The sequence below is a fragment of the Pedobacter chitinilyticus genome (assembly GCF_003313385.1).
Classification (GTDB): Bacteria; Bacteroidota; Bacteroidia; order Sphingobacteriales; family Sphingobacteriaceae; genus Pedobacter; species Pedobacter chitinilyticus.
This window is the reverse complement of record NZ_QMHN01000007.1, coordinates 189,518-207,403: the sequence shown is the minus strand read 5'-3', so window position 1 is coordinate 207,403 and position 17,886 is coordinate 189,518. Positions and strand designations below refer to the sequence as shown.

Annotated in this window: 13 protein-coding genes; 7 read left to right on the top strand and 6 right to left on the bottom strand. The window is 39.6% G+C overall.

Going from position 1 to position 17,886, the window contains the following annotated elements; translation table 11 throughout:
* The 3 genes from DUT70_RS19160 to DUT70_RS19145 all read left to right on the top strand — a co-directional run bounded on the left by DUT70_RS19160 (window position 1) and on the right by DUT70_RS19145 (window position 3,598).
* Complete coding sequence (locus DUT70_RS19160; protein WP_113648979.1) at window positions 1-1,089, top strand: ABC transporter permease; 1,089 nt, start codon at window positions 1-3, stop codon at window positions 1,087-1,089.
* Window positions 1,090-1,794: 705 nt separating this feature from the next.
* Complete coding sequence (locus DUT70_RS19150; RefSeq protein WP_113648977.1) at window positions 1,795-2,394, top strand: ribonuclease HII; 600 nt, start codon at window positions 1,795-1,797, stop codon at window positions 2,392-2,394.
* 1 nt (window position 2,395) lies between these two features.
* A complete protein-coding gene (locus tag DUT70_RS19145; RefSeq protein ID WP_113648976.1) occupies window positions 2,396-3,598 on the top strand; it encodes a glycosyltransferase family 4 protein in 1,203 nt (400 codons plus the stop codon).
* A 329-nt stretch (window positions 3,599-3,927) separates the two neighbouring features.
* Here the strand turns inward: DUT70_RS19145 and DUT70_RS19140 are convergent, their stop codons facing one another.
* Both DUT70_RS19140 and DUT70_RS19135 read right to left on the bottom strand, forming a co-directional pair.
* On the bottom strand, window positions 3,928-4,365 hold the full coding sequence (locus DUT70_RS19140; RefSeq protein WP_113648975.1) for a carboxymuconolactone decarboxylase family protein: 438 nt from the start codon (window positions 4,363-4,365) through the stop codon (window positions 3,928-3,930).
* Window positions 4,366-4,514: 149 nt separating this feature from the next.
* Window positions 4,515-5,093 (bottom strand): Crp/Fnr family transcriptional regulator, encoded by a 579-nt coding sequence (locus tag DUT70_RS19135; RefSeq protein ID WP_113648974.1) that lies wholly within the window; start codon window positions 5,091-5,093, stop codon window positions 4,515-4,517.
* A 189-nt stretch (window positions 5,094-5,282) separates the two neighbouring features.
* Here DUT70_RS19135 and DUT70_RS19130 point away from each other — a divergent pair, with 189 nt between their 5' ends.
* From DUT70_RS19130 to DUT70_RS19115, 4 genes are all read left to right on the top strand, one after another.
* A complete protein-coding gene (locus tag DUT70_RS19130; protein WP_113648973.1) occupies window positions 5,283-6,569 on the top strand; it encodes a DASH family cryptochrome in 1,287 nt (428 codons plus the stop codon).
* Window positions 6,570-6,684: 115 nt separating this feature from the next.
* Window positions 6,685-9,480 (top strand): 2-oxoglutarate dehydrogenase E1 component, encoded by a 2,796-nt coding sequence (locus DUT70_RS19125; protein ID WP_113648972.1) that lies wholly within the window; start codon window positions 6,685-6,687, stop codon window positions 9,478-9,480.
* Window positions 9,481-9,574: 94 nt separating this feature from the next.
* Entirely contained in the window at window positions 9,575-10,804 is a 1,230-nt protein-coding gene (odhB, locus tag DUT70_RS19120) for a 2-oxoglutarate dehydrogenase complex dihydrolipoyllysine-residue succinyltransferase (RefSeq protein ID WP_113648971.1), read from the top strand.
* A 496-nt stretch (window positions 10,805-11,300) separates the two neighbouring features.
* Window positions 11,301-12,035, top strand: coding sequence for a DUF2490 domain-containing protein (locus DUT70_RS19115; RefSeq protein ID WP_113648970.1), 735 nt, complete (start codon window positions 11,301-11,303; stop codon window positions 12,033-12,035).
* A gap of 58 nt (window positions 12,036-12,093) precedes the next feature.
* On the opposite strand, the gene DUT70_RS19110 is transcribed toward DUT70_RS19115, so the two are convergent.
* From DUT70_RS19110 to DUT70_RS19095, 4 genes are all read right to left on the bottom strand, one after another.
* Entirely contained in the window at window positions 12,094-12,843 is a 750-nt protein-coding gene (locus tag DUT70_RS19110) for a head GIN domain-containing protein (RefSeq protein ID WP_162926673.1), read from the bottom strand.
* Window positions 12,844-12,958: 115 nt separating this feature from the next.
* Window positions 12,959-14,089 (bottom strand): transglutaminase-like domain-containing protein, encoded by a 1,131-nt coding sequence (locus tag DUT70_RS19105; RefSeq protein ID WP_113648968.1) that lies wholly within the window; start codon window positions 14,087-14,089, stop codon window positions 12,959-12,961.
* Window positions 14,090-14,178: 89 nt separating this feature from the next.
* Window positions 14,179-15,834, bottom strand: coding sequence for a M1 family metallopeptidase (locus DUT70_RS19100; RefSeq protein ID WP_113649082.1), 1,656 nt, complete (start codon window positions 15,832-15,834; stop codon window positions 14,179-14,181).
* Window positions 15,835-15,992: 158 nt separating this feature from the next.
* The gene (locus tag DUT70_RS19095) at window positions 15,993-17,870 is read right to left on the bottom strand and encodes a CocE/NonD family hydrolase (protein ID WP_113648967.1); all 1,878 of its coding nucleotides are present in this window, start codon (window positions 17,868-17,870) and stop codon (window positions 15,993-15,995) included.
* Window positions 17,871-17,886 lie beyond the last annotated feature (16 nt).

Genomic DNA, 17,886 nt, shown 5'->3' with positions numbered 1-17,886 from the left:
ATGGCAGATACTACTCAATCCACTAAGGTTTGGAAGAAATTCAGACGTAATACACTTGCATTAACTGGCCTTATTTTTATTTGTTTTATGGTGGTGGTTGGCATTTTGGGCTATTTAATTACGCCCGATCAAACCCCCTATGTCAATACCATGCACCTGCAACTGACCAATAAAAAGCCAGGACGTACTTTTCAGTTCCTCATTGTTAGTCGAAACGAAAATATTAAGCAAGTAGGACTTTTCGAAAAAATGCTTTTTGGGCAGGAAGCCAACTTCAAAAGTATTCCAATTACCTCTAGCCGTATAGTGGGCAATAAAGTTTTTGCCCGCGAGTATATTGGCGACGATGAGCAGGCCGAAGAAGAAGCCTATCCATTAGTTTCTGGTCAAAATACCTATCAAAAAACGTACTATTTAGGAACCGATATTTACGGCAGAGATTTATTGAGCCGTTTAATTCTTGGCGTTCGCGTATCGCTTTCCGTAGGTTTAATGGCCGTGCTTATTTCAATGGTTATTGGGGTAGGCTTAGGTGCCATTGCAGGATATTTTGGAGGAAAAGTAGATGCCGCCATCAGTTGGTTCATGAACGTGATTTGGTCACTGCCCTCATTGCTGTTGGTGATCGCTATTTCCTTTGCCTTGGGGAAGGGTTTTTGGCAAATCTTCATTGCTGTAGGGCTTTCTACCTGGGTTGACGTGGCTCGTTTAGTCCGCGGACAGGTAATGGCCTTAAAGCAAGTTGAATTTGTAGAAGCGGCGAAAGCCTTAGGTTTTTCTAACGGACGAATCATTGTTAAACATATTTTGCCAAATATTGCTGGACCAATTTTGGTGGTCGCTTCGGCCAATTTTGCTTCCGCTATTTTGTTGGAAACAGGCTTGAGTTTTCTAGGTTTTGGGGCACAGCCACCTATGCCAAGCTGGGGCACTATGATTAAGGAACACTACGGGTATATCATTATGGATGCCGCTTATTTGGCCGTGTTGCCAGGTTTGGCTATTATGCTCACTGTGTACGCTTTCAATTTAATTGCTATCGGCTTGCGTGATGCCTTTGATGTAAAAGGTCAAAATACCAGTGTTTAATTTTTTTTTGTCATTCAGAGCGTAGCGACAACCGCGGAACAGCTACGAAGTAAATCTTTGGGATAGGATTGGTTCGTAATATTCTTAGAGATTCCTCCTAACGTCGGAATGACAAGTATGACGCTTTTGATGTAAAAGGCCAAAATACAAGTGTTTAATTTTTGCGAAAAGCAGGTTCACTATCTCTTTTTAACCGATAGTCCCGCACTTCGCTTCAAGTCCTCGTTCACTCTTGCCTGCGACAAGGTTCACTGTGGGCTTTCCACTTCGGTCGGGTTTATGGGGCAATAGCAGAATTTTTTTGGACACAGTTTGCCATTCAATCTATCCGTCTTTTTGTGAAAGGTTACGAAGTTTCAAAAACTTCGTAAGCCTTGTTATACCAAGTAACGTAATTGCCGGGATACAACTTTGTCAATCTTGTAAAGCGCCATCATTAAGATTGACAAAGTTCCACAGATCAATAGGCAGCATATTAGCTGGCACTGCCTTAACTAAACTAAACCTGGGTGAAGTGGAAAGCCCGTAAGCGAGTGGCACTGCGCAGCAGTTAGCGAGTGCGGACTTGAAACGGAACACAGGGCTTGCATTCATCGTAGTATTTACCAAGCTTTTCAAAGAAAACTAATCAACAAAGTAGCACCGTTTTTTGATTTAAATACTAAAAACTGATAGCTAAATCTTTTTAAGTGCTATTTTTGTAATATGCTGCTAAACTGTTATCAAATAGAATTAATTGAGGCTGGTTGTGATGAGGCTGGACGTGGTTGTTTGGCTGGTCCAGTGGTGGCCGCTGCGGTAATTTTGCCCAAGGATTTCTATTTGGAGGGTTTAACAGATTCGAAACAGCTGTCGCACAAACAGCGAGATGAGCTTCGTCCGATTATTGAAGAAAAGGCATTGGCATGGGCTGTAGCCATGGTTGACCATGAGGAAATTGACCGCATTAATATTTTAAATGCTTCTTTTTTGGCCATGCACCGTGCTTTGGACCAGCTTGTGCTGCGACCTGAATATTTGGTGATTGACGGTAATCGTTTTAAGGCTTATCAAGAAATTAAGCATTCGTGCATTGTAAAAGGCGACGGGAAGTACCTGAACATTGCGGCGGCTTCTATTTTGGCAAAAACGCACAGAGATGAGTACATGGCAGCCTTGGATGTGAATTATCCGCAATATGATTGGAAAAAGAACAAAGGATATCCAACCATTGCCCATCGTAATGCCGTGATTAATATTGGCCCATCTCCCTACCACCGAAAAACGTTTAATGTAACCAGTCCGCAACTTACGATAGAATTTTAAATTGAAAGTACTTCTACTGTGTCATAGAGTTCCTTTTCCGCCAAATAGCGGTTATCCTATTGTGGTTTACAATACCATAAAGGGGCTGCTTGACCTTGGCGTGGAGCTGACCCTGTTTAGCCTTAACAACTCTAAACAGTATGTGGATGTGGATGATATTTATGATCCTGTTTTTGAAAAAATCAACTTTCATTCGTTTACAGTAGATATTGAAGTGAACGTTTGGGATGCTTTTGTCAATATTTTTTCGAACCAATCGTACAACGTCTCCCGTTATCATGACCACGATGCGGAAAAGGTTTTGGAGAATGTTTTGCGTGAACAGGAATTTGATGTTGTACAGTTTGAAGGGCTTTTTGTAGTGCCTTACTTGGATACCGTGAAAGCCCATAGCAAGGCTAAACTTGTTTATAGAGCGCATCATATTGAACATGATGTATGGGAGCGTTTGGCACAGGGAGAGCGGTTTACACCCCGCAGAACTTATCTGGAGTTTTTATCCCGCCGTTTAAAGGCTTATGAAACGGAACAGATTAATCGCTTTCATCAGGTGTTTGCCATTAGCAACCCTGATAGGCAAAAGTTGTTGCTGATGGGCTGCCAGACCCGATTGGATGTTTTTCCAGTAGCTTTAGATTTTTCGAAGTATAAAATAGATACGAGTAAAACCAGTTTCCCTACGCTGTTCCATTTGGGGGCTATGGACTGGAGACCAAATAAAGAAGGCTTAGAATGGTTTTTGGATGAAATTTGGCCTGATATTGAAGAGTTGAGCGGCGAACTAAGGTTCTATATCGCAGGTAAGAACATGCAAAAGCAGTTTTTTGAATACGATTCGGATAACCTGATTGTGGAAGGGGAGGTGTTTGACGCCGTGGATTTTATTAACAGTAAGGCCATTATGATTGTGCCTTTGCTTTCGGGGAGTGGCATGCGGGTGAAGATTATTGAAGGAATGGCCATGCAGAAATGTATTATTGCGACCACCATGGCGGCCGAAGGCATTGATTGTAAGCATGGTAAAGACATCTTAATTGCGGATACTGCCGACGAGTTTTATCGCTCAATTTTGAAGTGTATTACTCAGCCTAATAAGTGGCAGGAGATTGGTAAAAACGCTAGAAAAACAGCGGAAAAGCATCATGAAATTAATGCTAATGCCAAGCGCATGTTCGATATTTATCAGGAGTTAACGGTGGTATAAATCCTAACTACTTTTCCTTACGTTCCTTTTGTCATTCCGACGATAGGAGGAATCTCTTTTTAATTGTTCAAGGGTGTCTCTGTCGAAGATTTGGGACTGATTCCAGCTGATATGGCGGGAGAGGTTGCGTTCCCGTAAAGACATTGCTATTTTCGTCATTTCGACGACCGAAGGAGGAGAAATCTAACGATTTGTTTTTTAAAGTTGCTAGGTTTAATCTCATATAGCTAGATTTCTCTCTGCGTTCGAAATGACGGGTGGGTTACTGAAAGACTTGCGAAGTTTCTAAAACTTCGTAAGTCTAGTATATCTCCGAATGACGGGAAAGGCTATTTCGCAACGTCTTTATGAGTGCTAATTGCAATTCTGTTCCAGCCATTAATTGCTACGATGGCCATGATGATTTGCGCTAGGTAGTGTTCTCCGAAAGTGTTCACTGCTTTTTCATAGAGCTCGTCACTAACGCCGCCTTGGTGAATAAGGGTGATTTTTTCGGTAAGATCTAGAAGTGTTTTTTCCTCTTCGGTAAATAAGCTAGTTTCTCTCCATGCGTTAAGCAAAAAGATGCGTTGTTGCGTTTCGCCAATTTTAATGGCATCTTTAGTGTGCATGTCCAAGCAAAAAGCACAACCGTTCATTTGAGAAGCCCTAATTTTGATCAACTCGTAATGAGATTTTTGTAATGAAGTGTTTTGTAGGTAGCTTTCTAGTCCAAACATTGCTTTGTAAGCATTAGGCTCTAGGCTTAATAAATCTATTCTTTTCATTGTATCAAGTGTTAAAAATTATTGGTGTTGAATTAATGATACAAAGCTAAAGGGTGCTATTCGCAAGAAACTTAAACTGGTTTAAGAAAGCAAAATTGCCATGCGATCAAATGATCTCATCATCACATTACCTTATTATTCCATTTTGTTTATTTTCCAAAATGCTTCTTCTTGATTTCGCTAAGGTATTCAGGTGTAAAACCGAGGTAGGAGGCTAAGAGATATTGTGGCACCCGTTGCATAAATGCGGGTTGGCTATTGGCAAAATGAAAATAAAGGTCCTCTCTGGAGTATTCGTTAATGTATTTAATCCTCAATTGTGCAGCGGCAAAGGACTTTTCAAATACCCTCCTGAAATACCTCTCCATTTGTGGGAATTTGGCTAACATCTTTTCTTGTGCTTCGTAGCTAATGCTCAAAACTTCAGATTGTTCTACCGCTTGTATGCTGAAAGCACTTGGTTTTTGCTCTAGAAAAGCTAGGTTGTCGGTCATCCACCAGCTTTCGATACCAAATTGAGTGGTTTGTTCGGCACCTGTTTCCTTTACATAAAATAATCTTAAACAGCCCTTGAGTACAAAAAAGTGTCGTCTGCAAATTTGTCCTTCACTTAGTAAAATTTCCTTCTTTTTGGCAGAAATAGGCTCGAAGAACGCTAGGATGCTAGCAAAATCACTTTCGCTCACCGTTGCAAATTTCTGAATATGTTTAAAAAGTAAGTTGGACATTGACCGCTAATATAGTTGGATTTAGAGATAGTTTCTTCTTTTCATTACAATGATGAAATTTTAGTTTTGCAACACAAACTTTACGTAAAACCACTCTATGTTATAGATATGTAAAATTGGAGCGGTTTTAAAGGCAGTTGGCCGAAAATTTCGCAAATTGCAAGCTCTTAAGTTTGAATGGCTAGGGATATGGGCAAAAAAAATTTAGTTTGGTTTAGAAATGATCTTCGCTTGCACGATAATGAAATGCTGGTTGAAGCTATTTCCAAGGCTGATGAAATTTTGCCAGTCTACATATTCGATCCTCGCCAATTTGAGCAAACTCCCTATCATTCTTTTAAAACTGGTGCTACCAGGGCAAAATTCTTAATTGAAAGTGTCTCTTCGTTGCAACAGGTGTTACAGCAAATGGGTGGTAATCTTTTGGTGTTGCAAGGGCATCCAGAAGAACTACTGCCTGAACTGGTTGAAAAGTACGAACTGACCGAGGTTTATCACCACAGGGAAGTAGCCAGCGAAGAAACTGCAGTAAGTGTAAAAGTTGAAGATGCACTTTGGAAGTTAAAAGTAAATCTTAAGCATTTTATTGGCCATACGCTGTACAATAAAGAAGATTTGCCTTTTCCTATTAAGGATATTCCTGATGTTTTTACCCAATTTAAAAAGAAAACAGAGCGTGATGCGGTGGTTAAGCCCTGTTTTACTACACCAACAAGCATTACTTTTGTAAGCTTAGAGGATTGGGGTGAGATTCCTGAGCTGGCAGAGCTACTGCAAGATCCTGCAGCAAGCATGCTTAAAATCAAAACTGATTTTAAGGGTGGCGAGCAAGAAGCCTTGGCACATTTACATGAGTATTTGCATGCTGGAGAAGGGATGATGTTGGCCAATGCCACACTTAAAAAACATGAAATTGTTTCTAAGCTTTCCGCTTGGTTAGCGTTAGGTTGCCTTTCGCCGCGTGAGGTGTATTGGAAAATGAAAGAAGCCGAGGCTAATTATGGCGTGAAACCTTATTTCCATCAAATTATACTGGGACTGCTTTGGAGAGATTACTATCGATTCATGTTCAAAAAATACGGCAATACCTTCTTTAAGCCTCAAGGGTTTAGAAAAGATGGTTTTTCGTTACGCTTAGAAAATACTGCAGCATTGCAAAATTGGAAAGAAGGACAGACTGGTCAACCTTTGGTAGATGCTTGTATGCAGGAGCTAAATACTACTGGCTATATCAATCAAATAGCAAGGCAATTAGTTGCCACTTATCTCGTTAAAGAACTAGGCCTGAATTGGGTGTTGGGAGCTGCTTATTTTGAGGAGCAACTGATAGACTATTGTCCTGCAAGTAATTGGGGAAATTGGGCAGCGGTAGCGGGTGTTGGAAACGATCAAAAATTATCAAATAGCTTTGATTTTGAGAAGCTGTTGAAATTTTTAGACCCAAAAGGAACGTTTGCACAGGTCGTTCGAGCCTAAAAAACCGTCTATATTTTAGTTACACTTTTTAAATTTATTTAAATGTGATTTTATTGCCTTTTCTAAAGGTAAAATCCTAATTTTGCAATACTTATCGTAATAGTTAAAAATACCAATGGATAATTTATCTTATCTCAACGGCACCAATGCCGAATATGTAGAATCCCTATACCAGAGTTACAAAGAAGACCCTAGTTCTGTAGAGTTTGGATGGCAGAAATTTTTTGAAGGTTTTGATTTCGGAAGAGGCGCAGATGCTACGAATGTAAGTGGAGGAGAAGCTCCAGAGCATTTTTTGAAAGAAATTAATGTTTTGAATTTGATTAATGGCTACCGTCAACGTGGCCATTTGTTTACCAAAACAAATCCAGTTAGAGAACGTCGTAAACACCTACCAACCTTAAATATTGAAAATTTTGGTCTAAGCACTACCGATTTAGAAACGGTTTTTAATTCAAGTGTTGAGTTGGGTATTGGCCCAGCAAAGCTGAAAGATATTGTTGCCTTTTTGGAGCAAACTTACTGTGGCTCTATTGGCGTTGAGTACAAATATGTGCGTACTCCTGAAGTATTGCAATGGTTAGAAGGCAAAATGGAGAGCGAACGCAATACTCCAAAACTATCTAACGATGAGAAAATGAGGATAGTTAAAAAGTTGAACGAAGCAGTTGTTTTTGAAAACTTTTTAGGTACTAAATTCTTGGGCCAAAAGCGTTTCTCGCTTGAAGGTGCCGAGGCATTAATTCCAGCCCTAGATGCCGTAATTGAAAAAGGTGCTGATTTAGGTATTGAAGAATTTGTGTTGGGTATGGCTCACCGCGGTCGTTTGAACGTATTGGCCAATATCATGCAAAAAAGCTATAAAGATATTTTTACAGAGTTTGAAGGAAGAAGCTACAATCCAGAAACTCCTTTCGGTGGCGATGTAAAATATCACTTGGGTTACTCAACCGATGTAACTACCAATAAAGGTAAAAACGTACACTTAAGCCTTTGCCCAAATCCATCGCACTTAGAAACGGTAGATGGTATTGTGGAAGGAATGAGCCGTTCGAAAATTGATTTTAAATACAATGGCGATGACGGCCGCTTGGCACCAATACTAATCCATGGTGATGCTTCTGTAGCAGGTCAGGGGATTGTGTACGAGGTGATTCAAATGGCTGGTTTAGATGGTTACAAAACTGGTGGTACCATCCACTTAGTAATTAATAACCAAATTGGTTTTACCACCAACTACAAAGACGCCCGTTCTAGTACTTACTGTACAGATATTGCAAAGGTAACTTTGTCTCCAGTTTTCCACGTAAATGGTGATGATGCGGAAGCATTGGTTTACGCAATTAACTTAGCGATGGAATATCGTCAGAAATACAGAAATGACGTATTCATTGACATCCTTTGCTATCGTAGATTTGGGCATAATGAGTCGGATGAGCCTAAATTCACGCAACCGTTATTGTACAAAGCGATTGAAAAACACGATAATCCATTGAAAATCTATGTTGCCGAATTGATTAAAGAAGGTAAACTAGATGAGGCTGGTGCTAAGGAAATGGAGAAAGAGTTTAAAGCGCACTTACAAACTTCATTAAACGAGGCGAAAGAGTACAACGCCGCTTTAGCTGAAGTTAAATTTGGTGGTGCTTGGGCAGATATGCGTTTAGCGACTGCAAAAGATTTTGAAACCTCTCCAGAAACTGGTGTTAAAAAGAGCACTTTCTTAGAAGTAGCGAAAAGAATCAGTACTTTGCCAAAAGATAAAAAGTTCTTCAAAAAAATTGAGAAATTATTTGATGAAAGACTTAAAATGGCTACCGAAACCCATATTTTTGACTGGGCCATGGGCGAGCAATTGGCTTACGGTACCCTATTGGCCGAAGGTAAAAGAGTTCGTTTAAGCGGTCAGGATGTAAAACGTGGTACGTTCTCACACCGTCATGCGGTATTAACCCTTGAAGATTCGGAAGAAGAGTACACTCCACTATTAAATATTTCAGAGCAACAAGCTTCTTTTGATATCTATAACTCACACTTATCTGAATACGGAGTTTTAGGTTTCGAATACGGTTATGCAATGGCAAACCCTAATGCATTAACCATTTGGGAAGCGCAATTTGGAGATTTCTTTAATGGGGCACAAATTGTAATTGACCAATACATTGCCAGTGCTGAAACAAAATGGCAAAGAGCAAACGGTTTAGTCATGTTGTTGCCTCACGGTTACGAAGGACAAGGTCCAGAGCACTCTTCAGCACGTATTGAACGTTTCTTAGAATTATGTGCTGAGTACAATATGCAGGTGACCAACTGTACTACTCCAGCTAACTTCTTCCACGCTTTGCGTCGTCAGTTTAAACGTGATTTCCGTAAGCCTTTGGTGAACTTTAGTCCTAAGAGCTTATTGCGTTATCCACTTTGTGTAAGTCCATTAGAAGATTTTACTTCTGGAGGCTTTAAAGAAGTGATTGATGATGCAAACGTAAAACCTGCAGAAGTGAAGCGTGTAGTTTTCTGTTCAGGTAAAATATATTACGATTTGTTGGATGCTCAAAAAACCAACAACAGTAAAGAAGTAGCTTTAGTACGTGTTGAGCAGTTATATCCAACGCCATTGGAGCAAATGGAAGCTGTTTACAACCGCTACAAAAATGCTGATGAAGTACTTTGGGTACAAGAAGAACCAGAAAACCAAGGTGCTTGGCCGTATTTGTTGCGTAGATTGAGAAAAACAGCATTAAGCCATATTGATGTGATTTCAAGAAAAGAAAGCAGCAGTCCAGCGACAGGTTATGCTAAACAACATACTAACCAACAAGCTTATATTGTGGCTAAAACTTTTGAGATTTCAGTGGCCGCGGCAAAAGAGCCTGTTAAAAAGGTAGCTAAAAGTGTTATTAAAGCAGATTAAATAGATTTGAGAACTGAGATGTGAGATTTGAGATTTTGTTCACCCACAATGTTTCAACTTTACAACATTTCAACCTTACAACATACATAAAAATATGAGTTTAGAAATCAAAGTTCCGCCAGTAGGCGAATCGATTACCGAGGTAGTATTATCTCGTTGGGTTAAAAACGATGGTGATTTTGTAGAAATGGACGAAATTATTGCTGAGTTAGAATCAGACAAGGCAACTTTCGAACTTACTGCAGAGCAATCAGGAACTTTAAAAGTAGTAGCTAGTGAAGGCGATACACTAGAAATTGGTGCAGTAGTTTGTACCATTGAAGAAGGTGGCGCAGCACCAGCGAAAGAAGCAAAAGCAGAAGCTCCAAAGGCTGAAGCACCAGCAGCAGATAAAGTTGCAGCTCCAGTGGCCGAAAAATCTTCTAACGAAAGCTACGCAACAGGTACTCCTTCACCAGCGGCAGCTAAAATTTTAGCTGAAAAAGGTGTTGATGCTGCTAATGTAAAAGGTAGCGGTGTGGATGGAAGAATCACCAAAGAAGATGCAAATAATGCACAAGCAGGTAAGCCAGCTGCTAAGGCGGAGGCTCCAAAAGCTGCCCCTGCTGCCCCAGTTGCGGGTTCAAGAAATGAGCGTGCTGAAAAAATGTCGCCATTGCGTAAAACAGTAGCAAAACGTTTAGTGGCGGTTAAAAATGAAACCGCCATGTTAACCACTTTTAACGAAGTGAACATGAAGCCAATCATGGATTTACGTGCGAAGTATAAAGATCAATTTAAAGAGAAATTTGGTGTTGGCTTAGGCTTTATGAGTTTCTTCACCAAAGCGGTTTGTGAAGCTGCTAAGGATTTCCCTGCGGTAAATGCTCGTATTGAAGGTGATCAAATTATTTATAATGATTTTGTTGACGTATCCATTGCAGTATCTGCACCTAAAGGTTTGGTAGTGCCGATCATTAGAAATGCGGAGAGCATGAGCTTAGCACAAATTGAAAAAACTGTGATTGAATTAGCTACTAAAGCTAGAGATAGCAAATTGACCATTGAAGAAATGACTGGCGGTACCTTTACCATTACCAACGGTGGTGTTTTTGGTTCAATGATGTCTACTCCGATTATCAATGCTCCTCAATCTGCAATTTTAGGAATGCACAACATTATCGAGCGTCCAATTGCTGAGAATAAAGAGGTAGTAATCCGTCCGATGATGTACATTGCTTTATCTTACGACCACAGAATTATCGACGGACGTGAGTCAGTAGGTTTCTTGGTACGTGTTAAACAATTATTGGAAGACCCAGCTAGATTGTTGCTAGGTGTATAAGTTTAAACATTAAGGAATGAAGAATAGTTAAGGATTTTTTTAACTTTTTTCAAAAATATTAAGCCTTGTTCATGAAAATGGATAAGGCTTTTTTATAGTTTGCTGTCACCTCATGATTCCCACATAGGAGGGAATCACGAAATGCAGCGAAGTTAGTCCTAATTCGATTCGTCATTGTGAAGTACGAAACAATCTTAAAGCGATAAATTATACAAATGAAAAGGAGATTGCTTCGTGCCTCGCAATGACACATAGGTCAGAGCCTAAGGCTTTCATCACATTACTAAAAGAAGAATGTGACGAAATACCGTCATCTCGACCGTAGCGGAGAGATCTTTGGACTTGACTTATCTTGCTCAAACATTTCTCTCCCAAAATTTAGCGACTGCGCTTCAGTCGAAATGACGGATTGATCATTCTTTGTCTACTTTCTGTTACGTTTTTCCCATTATTCAGTTATTTTGATATTTTCGTTGTCACACAAATTAAAAACCAAATGAGAAAAATTACACTTGTTGTTTTATTCAGTGTTTTCGGCACGATGCTCTATGCGCAAACCAATCAACAAAATACGGGTTGGTTTATGTTTTTAAATAGTACAAAGTTTAATGATAAGTGGGGCATGCACTTTGATTTGCAGTTGCGTTCGGAAGATAACTGGGACAGACTTAGAAATTTGTTAGTTAGACCAGGTGTAACCTATTATATCAACAAGAACTCAAATGCGACGGTAGGCTATTTGTTTACGCAGACTTATTTACCGCATTTGTATCCCGTTTTTGCACCAGGCACCACACCTTATGAGCCGAAATTTACCTTAACAGAACATCGTATTTGGCAACAATACATTTATAATCATCAACCTTGGAAAGGGGCAGTTTTAAGCCACAGGTTTAGGCTGGAGCAACGTTTTATTGAGCGTCAAACTGATAATTTATTTTCTCAACGTTTCCGTTATTTCTTTAGGTTGGTACAGCCCTTAAAAAAGCAAGCAGGCGCTTTTGAAAAAGGAATGTTTGTAGCCTTGCAAAATGAATTTTTCTTAAACCTGCAAAACAAAGATGAATTGAATGGAAGTACTTTTGACCAGAATAGAGCTTATTTAGCGGTAGGTTATCGCGTTTCAAAAGCATTTGATGTTGAAGCTGGTTATTTAAACCAAGCCGTCAAAGGAGCGTCGGTGAATACCATGAATAATGCCGTTCAGCTGGCATTATACACAAGGTTTTAGATAAGCCTTTGCATAAAAAAGTCCCGCAAGAGCAGGACTTTTTTTTGATTTATGCTTTTTAATTTGCCTTTCTTACTTTTCCTGAGCCAATACTTGTTTGACTAATCTCGGCATTGCCTGTATAGTAAACACTTCCAGAGCCGCTTATAAAAGCACTAATTTCACCATCGGTATGTACATAAGCAGTACCCGAACCACTGATGCGAGCAGAAAGACTAGCTACTTTTAAAGCGCCTTTTTTGCTTAAATTACCTGAACCGCTAATGTTTGCGCTGGTTTTACCCGCTTCGCCTGAGATGTTCAATTTTCCTGAGCCGCTAACGGTAGCCGTATAATCTTGCACATCTATGGTCGCATTAATTACTCCAGAACCACTTACGGTAGTCGTCAATGAATTTTGATTAATGGTGCCTTTTACAGTGAGAGAACCGTCGCCACTCATGGTTAGGGCTTTAACGGTTTTTGCATTTACATAAGCCGTTATCTTTTTGTCTTTATATTTGTGCGACCAACTGGTCCAGCTTATTTGAGGTCTAATCATTAGCGTGTTGCCTTTTACCTCTGCAACCAGTGATGCAATGGCTTCTTCATCACCTTCAAATCTAATACCTTCGGTAGCACCTAAAGTAACGATTACCTGTAAAGGACCTCCTGCGGCAACAGCATTGAAGTTTTTAACTTCAATATCTCTGGTTTTCAGCTTTGATTTTGATATGCCGATATTAATAGGCAATTCTGATTGTACAGGATGTGCTGTCGCGATTACTGCGGCTAGCATAAAGCCTATGGAAATGTATTTTTTGCTCATGGTTAGTTTTTGCTTTCTTAAGAGACACTGTTTGATTTGAAAACGTTGCATCAATTAGAAATTCATTTCAGTATTAATATGCTAACGTAAATTTACAGTAGTTTCTTTTAATTATTTAAGGTTTTGTCCAAAATAAATTTGGGTTATTGGTCTTATAGTTGATAAAAGTTATGCCTGTTTTTCCATTGGTTGTTTCTTTTAGTTGCGGCTCCTGTTCAATACCGTCTAAAGGTAGTAGTTCGATATAAGTTATTTTTTTACCATTCGCCGAAGTTTCTGTGTTGTATTCACTTACTTGTTGACTTTGCAGGCGATATAGGTTTTTGGCCATATATTTTTCTAAGTATTCTTCTTTCGTTTGCAAGTTGGTTCTGTTCCAATTGGCATCAGCATTTAGTACCAAAGGGAGGCCTTTAATTAGTCGCTCACGTACTTCTTGAATACCTAGTAAATTTCCTTTGTCATCCATCACATAAGCATCAAAGGTTGGGTCCATCCAAATCCATTTGTTAAGGTCTTTTGAATAAACCATATTGATGACATGACAATCATCGAATTTTGTTTCTTTAGGCATGCAAGTCACATATCTGGAAGCGATGCCCATGGCTAAATAGCATTCGTTAAGAATAGTCGCCAGCATTCGGCAATTCACACCTCTATTTTCTGCTTTACATATTTTCACAAGATCTATCGCATTTTTTAGGGTAGGATTATTGCTGCTGCCGTCATGTCTGATTAAATTATGCACCCAATGCATGAGATTGAAGATTTGTGATAGTTCATTCCCAGTACCTGCAATGGAATCGAGCTTCAAATCTTTTCTTACACGTTGTAAATTTGCATCTTCTTTAGATTGGTAAGTGAATTTTGGAATGAAACGGTTGTCGGTGTTGTTGTATTTCGCTGCTTTTTTAAGCTGTCCTAATCTACTTTCCTGATATTTAATTTGCGTTCTGGCGGTGTCTTTGCCGTTTAGGAGAATAATAAAATCATACTTTCCAACCTTAGGGTCAATTTTAAAAGAGATAGAGTCGATGTCCGTATAAAACGTAACCTTTTTTCCTGATGTTACGTAAACGTCCAGTTTCTCTTCTGGAACGATATGCCAAGCGTTTTTAATTAAGGTTTTATCATCCCTGATGCTAACTTGTGTCGCGTTAGCTTTGATAATTGGGGTTCTTTTTTGAGCAAAGGAAACTTGTGTTGCTAATGCAATAAGGAGTGTAAGGATTGAGGTTGTCTTCATATTTAATTAAGTGGTTTATCGGGTACAGGATTTTCCATACCCGATAATGAAGACGACTCAAACGCATAATGGTTGCATCAAATGGCAACTTATTTTGCGTTCTTGGTGTTTACATAAAAATTTCGTTCCACCTTAAAGTTCTCAGGAGTAATTGAAGCATCTACTTTTACAGATTGCCAATGGTTGCTTGGCTTAACCACCGTGTACTCATCCGCTTTTAAGCTTACTTTTACAGGCATATCAAAACCTGTTACGTCGCTAATCCATCTGTATTGTAATGTGCCGTTTTCAATTTTATATTCTAACGTAGGGATGGCAGCGTGACGTAAGTACTGGTCAAATACTTTATCAAGTTTTAATCCGCTTTGCTTAATGATATAAGCCTCAACGTCGGCAGAAGTGGTGGTAGAATGGTAAAAGGTTTTGTTCAAGCCTCTTAAAATCTGCCTAAATTTTTCGTCGTTGTTAATTAACTGACGTATGGTATGAATCAGATTGGCACCTTTGTAATACATATCGCCGCTACCTTCGGTATTGGTATTGTATTTACCAATCATTGGAGCCGTGTTTTCAATGTTTTTGCGCAAGCCAATAAGGTAATCACTTGCAGCTGTTTTACCTTGAGTGCTTTCGGTGAATAAAACTTCCGAATAGGTAGTGAAGCCCTCATGTACCCACATATCGGCAATGTCTTTGGTGGTGATGTTGTTGCCAAACCACTCATGTCCTGTTTCGTGAATGGTAATGAAATCCCATTTTAAACCAGCTCCAGTACCAGATAAATCTCTTCCCAAATACCCTTTTTGATATTGATTGCCATAGGCTACTGCGCTTTGATGTTCCATGCCCAAGTGAGGCGCTTGTACCAACTTGTAGCCATCTTTATACCAAGGGTAGGGGCCAAACCAGTATTCGAACGATTTGAGCATCGGTTTTACATCAGCATCCCAATGAGGGCGAGCTTTAGTGCTGTCTTCTTTCAAGGGATAAAAGTCCAAGCTTAGTTTGCCATTTTCGCCATCATATGAGTCGCTCCAGTGCGCATATTTGCCTATGTAAAAAGCAATATTGTAATTGTTAATGGGATTACCTACAAACCAATGATGTTTGGTGTAGCCGTCATTACCTTGGGTTTTGCCTCTGTAACGACCGTTGGCAATACAATCTAAATCTTTTAGGGCACTGATGCTGATGAGCATGCTGTCTACCTCATCGCTCTGATGATCCTTGTTGGGCCACCAAACGCTGGCACCCAAACCTTGGCAGGCTACGGATACAAATGGATTGCCTGATTTGTCTTTTTTGAAAATAAAACCGCCATCCCAAGGTGCTCTTTTAGCGACTATGGGTTTGCCGCTATAAAAAACGGTAAAACGTTCTCTGCTGCCTTTTTTTATTTTTGGGAACTTTACAAATACAGCTGCAAACTCTCTGGTAAATGGCAGTTCTTTTCCTTTAAAAACAACCTTTTCTACTTTTAAATTTTCGAACAAATCAAATTGTAGGTTTTCAAAATCTTTGGTGGCGGTGAATGCAAATTCGTTACTGCCGCTTACTGATTTATTATCGATGTCGATTTTCACATCTAAATGATAGTAATTGATGTCGTAACAGGTTCTTAAATCTGTTAAAGCGCCTCTCAAAAATTTTGCTCTTTCTTCTTTTTCATTGCTGCCAAGCATGTTTTGCGCAAACGTGATAGATGATAGCAATATTAGTACAAGGGGAGTAAATATTTTTTTCATTTGATTGTATTTTAACCACATAGACACATAGGTAATCTGAAGGCTATGTGTTTATGTGGTTGATTTTTAGTCATTGCGAGGTACGAAGCAATCTTAAAGCGATGATATAGCGACTCTTATGGGATTGCTTCGCATCTCGCAATGACGACTTGTTTATGTTATTGCTTTAATATAGGTAAAGATAAGAAAGAGCTATTGGTTTGATCATGATAAATTCTGTGCGTGGCCTTTTGGAAATCGCTGGGTTGTGCTTCGTAAATATTCATGAATTTTTGAGGATTTCTATCGGCCAATGGAAACCACGAGTGTTGTATTTGTACCATGATGCGGTGACCTTTTTTGAAGGTGTGGCCTACATCTGGCAGCGCATATTTTACTTGGGTGGCTTGGTTTGGTATAAAAGCTTCAGGTTTTTCGAAGCTATTTCTGTATTTGCCTCTTAATATCTCGCCTCTTACCATCATTTGGTAACCTGCCATCATTTTATCTTTATCGGCAGGTGAAACTTCTTTGGTGTCTTCTGGATATACGTCAATCAATTTCACTACGTAGTCAGCATCGGTGCCCGAAGTGCTCACCATTAAATTTGCCAGTACTGGGCCAGTTAAGGTGATGTCTTCCGTTAAAATATCGGTTTGATAAGTTTTTACATCTGGTCTTCTCGAAGCAAAACGTTGGTCATCTACCATGTATTCTCTGGTTCGGTTGGCTTGGATGCCATCTTGATAAGGCACAGGAGCATTAGGATCGCTCATATACTCGTCATAGCTGTTATTGCCGCTAGGTTTGGTGAACGATAACTTGCCATTTGGATGAAAATACAATGATTTCAGCTCCACATCTTGGGGTGGCCAAGTATTGAATTTTTTCCATTGGTTGCTTCCTGTTAAGAAAATATTAGCTTCGGCACCGTTAAAATTGCCTTCGCCTTTGAGGTAGTATTTGAAAAATGGCAATTCTAAGTTTTCTTGGTAGTAAGTACTTGTAGGCGTACCGAAATTGATGTCTCCAAAACTGTCGCCTTTGCCACGCACCCAACCACCATGGTACCACGGACCTGCTACTAAAATGTTATTGGCTTTAGGATTTTGCGCTTCAATAGATTTGTAGGTTTCGAAAGCGCCATAAGCATCTTCAGCATCAAAAAAACCACCTACCACCATCACTGCAGGTTTTACATCTTTTAAATGTCTTACAATTTGACGTGCTTGCCAAAAAGTATCTAAGTTAGGATGCTTAAATAAGTTGTTCCAAAACTTGATACTGTCGCCCATGTACTTATCCTTTAGGTTTTTTACCGAGCCAGCTTCTAAATAGAAACGGTAGTTATCTTTGATAGGGAATTGGAAAGGTTTAGGTCCTTTGTCGGGGGTAATTGGTTTTGGACGAGGAACCCCAAAAGAGGTCATGAATTTAAAAGCATCCATTAAAAACAATGCGCCGCCATGGTGGAAGTCATCACCAATAAACCAATCGGTAACGGGAGCTTGTGGCGAAACTGCTTTTAATGCTGCATGTGATTTTACCAAAGAAACTGTGGAATAAAAGCCAGGATACGAAATACCGTACATACCCGCTTTGCCATTGTTGTTTTGAATATTTTTCACTAACCAATCGATGGTGTCGTAGGTATCGGTACTTTCATCAATATCTTTTTTGCCTTTTTTAAGGTTGGTTGGTCTAATGTCTTCAAATTCTCCTTCGCTCATCCAACGGCCACGTACATCTTGGTACACAAAAATAAAACCGTCACGCATCATTGCTGGATAGCCTCCCAAACTGGTTTTGTATTCGTTTTCGCCATAAGGTCTCACTGTGTATGGGGTACGGTTAATTAAAAACGGATATTTTTTGTTGGCGGAAATATCCTTAGGAATGTATATGGCGGTAAATAGTTTTACACCATCTCGCATGGGGATAAGGCGTTCTATTTTGGTGTAATGGTTACGTACGTAGGCAGAATCTGTTTCTTGCGCTGAAGCGATTTGGCTAAAAAGGCAAGAAAAGAGTAAGAGGGTGATGATAATACGTTTCATTATGTTGTTTAGTTTA